Origin of the sequence: uncultured Enorma sp., assembly GCA_905210055.1 — a bacterium.
Classification (GTDB): Bacteria; Actinomycetota; Coriobacteriia; order Coriobacteriales; family Coriobacteriaceae; genus Enorma.
Window position 1 is genome coordinate 1 of sequence record CAJLVH010000096.1, and the last position, 7,542, is coordinate 7,542.

The following is a 7,542-nucleotide window of genomic DNA, read 5'->3' on the forward strand; positions in this document are numbered from 1 at the left end:
GAGCCCATGAAGAGCGACGACGTCTTCTCGACGTCCATCCGCGATCAGGCGCTCGCAGCGGCGGAGGAGGCAGACGTCGTCCTCTTCGTCGTTGACGGTTCCGTGGGCGTCACAGAGGAAGACGAGTCCGTCGCGCGCATGCTCAAGCGCGTGAAAAAGCCAATTCTGCTCCTGGTGAACAAGCTCGATAACCCTGCACGCGAGGACGAGCGTCTTTGGGAGTTCTACTCGCTTGGCATCGGAGATCCAAGACCCATCTCCGCGCATCACGGCCACGGAACGGGCGACCTGCTTGATGAGGTTGTGGCGCTTTTGCCCGAAGAGGAGGATAGCGAGCCTGAGCTGTACCCGGACGCGCTTGGCGTAGCGATCATCGGCCGCCCGAACGCCGGCAAGTCCTCGCTCTTCAACAAGGTCATCGGCTCTGAGCGCTCTATCGTCTCGGACATCGCCGGTACCACGCGCGACGCCATCGACACCTATATCGAGCGCGACGGCCGCCGCTACCGCTTAGTGGACACGGCGGGCATTCGCAAGAAGAGCACCGTTTACGAGAACATCGAGTACTACTCCATGGTGCGAGGGCTTCGGGCCATCGACCGTGCCGATGTGGCTCTGCTCGTCGTGGACTCCGGCGTGGGCATGACCGAACAGGATCAAAAGGTCGCAAATCTCGCCATCGAGCGCGGCTGCGCCCTCGTGATCTTGCTCAACAAATGGGATCTTCTCGACGATGACTACAAGCGCGAGAAGGCGCTCGACACCGTCGCCCGCCGCATGACGCTTGCGCCCTGGGCACCCATGCTGCGTATCTCCGCGCTTACTGGTCGCTCGGTCGAGAAGATCTGGAAGCTCATCGACGAGGCTGCCGCTGAGCGCGCCAAAACCATCTCGACCTCGGCGCTCAATCGCTTCCTCACGGGACTTCGCGAGTTTGGTCATACGATTGTGGATGGCAAGCGGCGCCTACGCATGCACTACGTCACGCAGACCGGTACGAACCCGCCGGCGTTCACGTTCTTCGTGAACCATCCGGACCTTGTGAACGACACGTACCGTCGTTACGTCGAGAACCGCATGCGCACGGAATTCGGCTTCAAGGGAACGCCCATCCGTCTCTATTTCCACAAGAAGAACGACCGCAACGGGACGGGGGAGTAGCATGTATGGCGTAAACACCGCCGTCTATGCCACGCTCGGCATGATGCTCGTTTCTTATCTTATCTGCGGCATCCCCTTTGGGAAGATTCTTGCGAAGGCGATGAGCCACAAAGACCTTCAGCACGAAGGCTCGGGCAATATCGGAACCACGAACGCGCTTAGAGTGGCTGGTCCCAAGGTTGCTGCCATCACCCTTGCGTGCGACCTGCTCAAGGGCACGATCTGCATGAGGGTTGCCATGACCATCCTATGGGATATCCCGTGGGCTTCGGAGGTGGATGTCCAGCTCATGGTTGCCTTCATCGCCCTCGCATGCCTCTACGGTCACATTTTCTCGCCGTATCTGCATTTTCACGGCGGCAAGGGCATCGCCACGGGCGTCGGCATCCTCTTCGGCTTCTTCTGGCCGCTCGCCATCATCCATCTTGCCATCTTCATCGTGCTCGTCGCGATCACTAAATACGTTTCTGTTGGCTCGATCGTTACGGCGGCACTCGTGCCACTTACGGTCTCGATACTCGTTCCCTATCTTCCACCTGCCGTCATCGCGGTATGGGCGGTGCTCGGATGGAGCGTCGTCGCCGCGCACCATGCCAATATCGGCCGGCTCCGTGCCGGCACGGAATCGAAGATCTCGTTCGGTTCTAAAAAGGAGGACGCATAGATGAAGATCGCAGTCATCGGTGCTGGTTCCTGGGGAACGGCAATTTCCGGCGTCGCTGCCGTTCGCGCCGAGGACCTCGTGCTCTGGTCTCATGACGAGCCCGTGCCCGCCGGCATCAACGAGCATCACAAGAACCCGCTTTACCTCACCGATTACATCCTTCCAGACAACGTTCGCTCCACCGGCGACTTCCACGAGGCGCTCGATGGCGCGGACGGCGTCATCATCGTCGTGCCGTCGCCGTTCATCCGCTCGACCATCCATGCCGCGGCGAGCGAGTTCGCGCCCGATGTTCCCGTGCTTGTTCTTACCAAAGGCATCGAACCTGGTACCGGCAAACTCATGACGGAAGTCGTGGAGGAAGAGATCGGCAACCCCAGCCGCATCGCTGCGCTCTCTGGCCCCAACCATGCTGAAGAGATCTGCCGTGGCACACTTGCGGCGGCGGTCATCGCATCCGAGCATCCCGGTGTGGTCGAGTTCTTCAAGAACCTGCTCATCTCACCGAATTTCAGGCTGTACGCTTCGAGCGACGTGGTGGGCATCGAAACCTGCGGCGCGGTGAAGAACGTCATAGCCATCGTCTGCGGTATCGCCGCGGGATCGGGCTACGGCGACAATACGCTCGCGCTCATCATGACGCGCGGCCTTGCCGAGATTAGCCGCATCGTATGCGCGCGCGGCGGCGATCCCATGACCTGCATGGGCCTCGCCGGCATGGGTGATCTTGTGGTGACATGCACCTCGCCGCACTCACGCAACCGCTCCTTCGGCGTTGCCTTCGCGCAGGGCGAGTCGCTCGACGAGTACCAGGCTCGCACGCATATGATCGTCGAGGGCGCCGCCGCGGTGAAGAGCACGGCTGAGCTCGCACGCGAGCTGGGCGTCGAGGCGCCCATCACGAGCTGTCTGGAAGCCGCGCTCTACCACGGCATGACGCTCGACGAGGCACTCGAGACGCTCGTGAACCGCGAGCCCACCGAGGAGTTTTACGGGCTCAATCGAGAAGGCTGCTAACGCGCGGGACACCGCCTACGCCTCCGCAATTCTCGCACACCAGCTAGGAAGGGATCCCCATGCAACACCGAGCGCTTATCTCGCCCTCGATCCTCTCTGCCGATATCGCGAACCTTGAGCGCGACCTCGCGCGCATCTCGAGTGCCGATCTCATCCATATCGATGTGATGGACGGCCACTTCACCGGCAATCTCACGTTCGGCCCGAACGTCGTCGCCGCATGCAAGCGCGTATGCACGGCGCCGCTTGACGTGCACATGATGGTCACGAACCCGGATGCCACGATTGACTGGTATCTCGATGCGGGTGCAGACATCATCACCGTGCATGCGGAGGCATCCACCCACTTGCACCGCACGATCGCGCATATCAAGGAGCGCGGGGCGCAGGCCGGTGCGGTTCTGAACCCGGCCACCCCCGTCGGCCTGCTCGAGGACATCCTGCCCGACCTCGACATGGTGCTCCTCATGAGCGTGAACCCCGGGTTCGGCGGGCAGAGCTTCATCGAGGGTTGCTATGCGAAGATCGCGCGCCTACGCGAGCTTTGCGAGCGCGTCGGTGCGCACCCGCGCATCGAGGTGGACGGCGGCATCTCCGAGAAGAACATTGCCAAGGTCGCGGCGGCGGGTGCCGATACCTTCGTCGCAGGTTCTGCAGTCTATAACGCCGAGGATCCCAACACGATGATCGCGCATCTGCGCACGCTTGCACAGAACGCCATCGAGGCTGCGCGATGATGCTGCCTGCTGCGCACATCAACCTCGATTATGCCGCATCGACTCCGCTTCGCGCCGAGGCGCTCGAAGCGATGCGCTCGTACGACGCGTCTCCGATTGCAGGAGCGAATCCCAACTCGCTCCATACGCTCGGCCGTGAGGCGGCGCGGGCGCTCGAGGCGGCACGGCGTTCGGTTGCTTCGTCGCTCGGGTGCGGCGTGCGACCCCAGGAGGTCATCTTCACCTCGGGCGGCACGGAGGCAAACGTGCTCGCGCTGTTCGGCATCGCCGAAGCGGTGCGCGCAAAAGATCCCGCCCGCACGCGCATCGTCGTGTCTGCGATCGAACACGACTCCATCCTCGATAACATTCCAGCTCTGCATGCTGCAGGATTTGCCGTCGATATCGTGAAGCCGAGCGCGCGCGGCGTCATCGAACCCGAGACGCTTAACGGGCTGCTCGATGATCACGTTGCGCTCGTATCCATTATGTTCGCGAACAACGAGACCGGGGCGCTCCAGCCGATCGAAGAGCTTGCCCGCGCCGCGCACACCGCGGGCGCGTACGTCCACACCGATGCCATCCAGGGGTATCTTCATGCACCGCTCGACGTGAACGCCCTTGATGTAGACGCCTTGTCGCTCGCCGGGCATAAGGTTGGAGCGCCGGTTTCCTGTGGGGCGCTCTATCTGCGCCGCGGTACGCCTTTTGCCCCGCGCTCCCGCGGAGGCGGCCAAGAGGCGGGAAGACGCCCGGGAACGCAGGACGTGCGCTCGGTGCTTGCGCTCGCCGCTGTCGCAAGCGCCCTTGCTCCTGGCGTAGAAGGGGAGTGGCTTAGGCTTCGAACCCTCTCGGATGCACTGTACGCCCGGCTGCTCACTTCACCGCGCATCCATGCGACGCTCGGATCGCCCGTTCCCGCAGGCCGTCTCGGTGGGATCGTGTCCATCTATGTTGACGGTTTCGAATCGGAAGAGCTCATCTTACAGCTCGATCAGCACGGCTTCTGCGTCTCTGCGGGTTCGGCCTGCTCGAGCGCGAGCGCACAGGCGAGCCATGTGCTCACCGCCATGGGACTTGCCGGTGATGCCGCAAACGGCTCGCTTCGCATCTCTTTCGACGATCGCGTCGATCCAGAGGCGCTCGATGCGTTCACGAAGGCGCTTCTTACCATCGTGGAAGGATGAGGGCTGTGAAGGTCAAAGAGCTTGAAGCTCGTCTCTTCGAGATGTTTCCCCGCGACGCCGCTGAGGATTGGGACCATGTGGGTCTTTCGGTAGGGGATCCAGAGGCCGAGGTTGAACGCGTCTTCGTTACACTCGATGCGACCGTTGAAGACGTTCGGGCCGCCCACGATGCCGGTGCGAACGTGCTGCTTACGCATCATCCCGTATACATCGATGCTCCGGAGGCATTCGTCCCAAAAGCGGGCGCATACCCGCAGGCATCTGCCGCGGTCTTCGCGGCGGCACGCTTCGGGGTGAGCGTGCTCTCGTTCCACACGAACCTCGACCGCTCGCATGAGGCGAGGTCTGTCATCGCGCGGCGATGGGGGCTCGATGCGCTCTCCTCACTGGAGCATGCGGACGATGCCGGTGCCACTGGGTACGGCGTGCTCATGGATGTTGAGTGCCTTGCCCTTCGCGACCTTGTTGAACGCGCTGCAGCGGAGTTCTCGGTGGAACCGCGCGTTTGGGGAGATCCCGGTCACGTTGTGTCACGAGCCGCGTATATGGGCGGCAGCCTTGGTCATTTCGGTGAGCTTGCCCTTGCCGCGCACGCAGATGCCATTATCTGTGGAGAGGCGGGGTATCATGTATGCCAGGATCTCGCGCTGCGTGGCGTTGACGTCATCCTGCTTGGCCATGATGTCTCGGAGTACCCGTTTTGCGCGGTGCTCGCGAATGCATGCGCCGAGGCAGGCGTTTCGACCGATGAGATCGTAGTTTCGAGGTTCCGCCGTCCGTGGTGGACCTATATGAAGGGATAGTCTGCATGAACGATGGAACTCGCTTGCTCAAGCTTCAGGAGACCGATCTTGAGCTTCAGCGTCTTCGGCTCGAGCTTTCGAAGCTCCCTGAGCTCGTCCAGCTTGCGCGCTTGCGCAAACGGCTCTCGCTCGCGCGCGAGGAGATGCTCAAGGTGAAGGGTGAGCGCAAGGACGTGGAGACCGATCTAGCAGATCTGGCAGAAGAGGAAGCATACTATCGCAAGCAAGTCGACGGGGTGCAAGCAAAGGCTGCGCGTCTCACTGATTACCGAGAGGTCCAAGATCTTGAGATTGAGCTGTCGAACCTCGCGAAGGCGCTCGATAAGGTCGCTTTCGACCAGCGTGATAGGAACGAGAAGCTTGAACGCGTGCTCGCACGCGAGCAGCAGGGCATAGCCGCAATCGAGCGCCTGGAGGGCTCTGTGAAGTCCTGCGCGGTGCGCGCCCGTGAGGTGGCAACGGACATCCAAGAGAGGATTGCCGAAGCAGAGCAGGCACGCACCAAACTCCATGGTGAGCTCAACGAGGACCTCGCGCATGCCTATGAAGAGGCGGCTCGGGCATTCAACGGGCTTGGAGTCGAGGCACTCCGCGACGACGTGCCCACGCTCTGCCGCACGAAGCTCATGGAGTCCTCGCTCAATGAGGTCACGCGCGGCGATGCGATTACGACGTGCCCGTATTGCCACCGCATCCTCGTAGTTCATGAAGAAGATGACGCCTCGTGAGCGGGGTACTCGAGGGGCACTGCGCGCTCGTATGTGTGACAGGCTGCATCGCTGCGTATAAGGCGTGCGAGCTCGTTCGCGAACTGCAGCGGCGCGGCGCGCGCGTGAAGGTACTCATGAGCGAGCACGCTACGCATTTCATCGATCCCATGACGTTCCGGGCGCTCACGCATGAGCCCGTGGCACTCGGCTTGTTCGATGATCCGAGCGATCCCATCCATCATATCTCTCTCGCGAAGGAGGCCGATGTCATCGTCGTAGCACCTGCAACGGCGAACGTGATCGCAAAGATGGCCTGCGGCATCGCTGACGACCTGCTTTCGACAACGCTGCTCGCTGCGACGTCTCCCATCATCGTGGCACCCGCGATGAACTCGAACATGTGGCGCGCTGCGGCGACGCAGGAAAACATGCAGCGGTTGCGCGAGCGCGGCTTCTTGGTTGCGGGACCTGGGAGAGGCTACCTTGCCTGCGGTGATGTCGACGAGGGAAGACTCATCGAAATTGAAACCATTGCGGATACCGTCGAACAGGCGCTCTGCGAGTCAAGCGCACTAACAGGCGAGCGCATCCTCATCACAGCAGGTCCAACGCATGAGCCAATCGACCCCGTTCGTTTCATCGGCAATAGGTCCTCGGGTAAGATGGGCGTTGCGCTCGCGCGTGCCGCACGGGACATGGGTGCCCAGGTAACGCTCGTGCTCGGGCCTGCCGATGCGACCGCGCCATGGGGTGTTGACGTGGTACCGGTCGAGACGGCCGCGGAGATGCATAGTGCGGCGCTTTCGGCCTTCGAGGACGCGACGATGGCGATCTGCGCTGCCGCAGTCGCCGATTATACGCCGGCACAGCCTTCGGATCACAAGCTCAAGAAAGGCGTCGAGACGCTTGATAGGCTTGAGCTTGTTCCGACCGCAGACATCTTGCACGATCTATCCGCTGTAAAGGGGGAGCGCCTTGTCGTAGGCTTCGCTGCCGAGACGGGCGACCCGGTTGCCTATGCCCAGGCTAAACTTGCGCGAAAAGGGTGCGATGCCATCGTGGCGAACGATGTCACCCGTTCTGATTCCGGCTTTGGAACAGATACGAACAAGGCATGGTGGATCACCACCGACGGAGCCGAGGAGCTCCCCGTCTTATCAAAGGACGAGCTCGCTCGAGAAATCCTCCGCCGTCTCAAGTAACACTCCCAGCGTCACTTTGGGGACGGGTTAGTTTGTGCCGGAGGCGTCACTCTGGGGACGGGTACGTTTGTGTCGTTTTTGA

The 7,542-nt window shown here is 61.8% G+C and carries 8 protein-coding genes; all 8 read left to right on the forward strand.

Features of this window, described 5'->3' with window-relative positions; genetic code table 11:
• On the forward strand, nt 1-1,161 hold a 1,161-nt coding region (der, locus tag QZ079_RS06710; protein WP_297036753.1), incomplete at its 5' end, for a ribosome biogenesis GTPase Der.
• 1 nt (nt 1,162) lies between these two features.
• Nucleotides 1,163-1,825, forward strand: coding sequence for a glycerol-3-phosphate 1-O-acyltransferase PlsY (gene plsY / locus QZ079_RS06715; RefSeq protein ID WP_297036756.1), 663 nt, complete (start codon nt 1,163-1,165; stop codon nt 1,823-1,825).
• Entirely contained in the window at nt 1,826-2,842 is a 1,017-nt protein-coding gene (locus QZ079_RS06720) for an NAD(P)H-dependent glycerol-3-phosphate dehydrogenase (protein WP_297036759.1), read from the forward strand. It begins immediately after the preceding gene.
• Between the two features lie 59 nt (nt 2,843-2,901).
• Nucleotides 2,902-3,579, forward strand: a complete 678-nt coding sequence (gene rpe, locus QZ079_RS06725) for a ribulose-phosphate 3-epimerase (RefSeq protein WP_297036762.1) — start codon at nt 2,902-2,904, stop codon at nt 3,577-3,579.
• On the forward strand, nt 3,576-4,745 hold the full coding sequence (locus QZ079_RS06730; protein ID WP_366926439.1) for an aminotransferase class V-fold PLP-dependent enzyme: 1,170 nt from the start codon (nt 3,576-3,578) through the stop codon (nt 4,743-4,745). Before rpe ends, QZ079_RS06730 begins: the two co-directional genes overlap by 4 nt.
• Before the next feature lie 5 nt (nt 4,746-4,750).
• Nucleotides 4,751-5,548 carry a Nif3-like dinuclear metal center hexameric protein gene (locus QZ079_RS06735; protein WP_297036764.1) on the forward strand — a complete coding sequence of 266 codons (798 nt, stop codon included), beginning with the start codon at nt 4,751-4,753 and terminating at the stop codon, nt 5,546-5,548.
• 5 nt (nt 5,549-5,553) lie between these two features.
• Nucleotides 5,554-6,276 (forward strand): zinc ribbon domain-containing protein, encoded by a 723-nt coding sequence (locus tag QZ079_RS06740; protein ID WP_297036767.1) that lies wholly within the window; start codon nt 5,554-5,556, stop codon nt 6,274-6,276.
• On the forward strand, nt 6,273-7,460 hold the full coding sequence (gene coaBC / locus QZ079_RS06745; RefSeq protein WP_297036770.1) for a bifunctional phosphopantothenoylcysteine decarboxylase/phosphopantothenate--cysteine ligase CoaBC: 1,188 nt from the start codon (nt 6,273-6,275) through the stop codon (nt 7,458-7,460). Before QZ079_RS06740 ends, coaBC begins: the two co-directional genes overlap by 4 nt.
• The last annotated feature ends 82 nt before the right edge of the window (nt 7,461-7,542 follow it).

Bases quoted from the DNA above. Each gene is read 5' to 3' on its own strand.
- plsY (WP_297036756.1), top strand. From the start codon at position 1,163: ATGTATGGCGTAAACACCGCCGTCTATGCCACGCTCGGCATGATGCTC.
- QZ079_RS06720 (WP_297036759.1), top strand. From the start codon at position 1,826: ATGAAGATCGCAGTCATCGGTGCTGGTTCCTGGGGAACGGCAATTTCC.
- rpe (WP_297036762.1), top strand. From the start codon at position 2,902: ATGCAACACCGAGCGCTTATCTCGCCCTCGATCCTCTCTGCCGATATC.
- QZ079_RS06730 (WP_366926439.1), top strand. From the start codon at position 3,576: ATGATGCTGCCTGCTGCGCACATCAACCTCGATTATGCCGCATCGACT.
- QZ079_RS06740 (WP_297036767.1), top strand. From the start codon at position 5,554: ATGAACGATGGAACTCGCTTGCTCAAGCTTCAGGAGACCGATCTTGAG.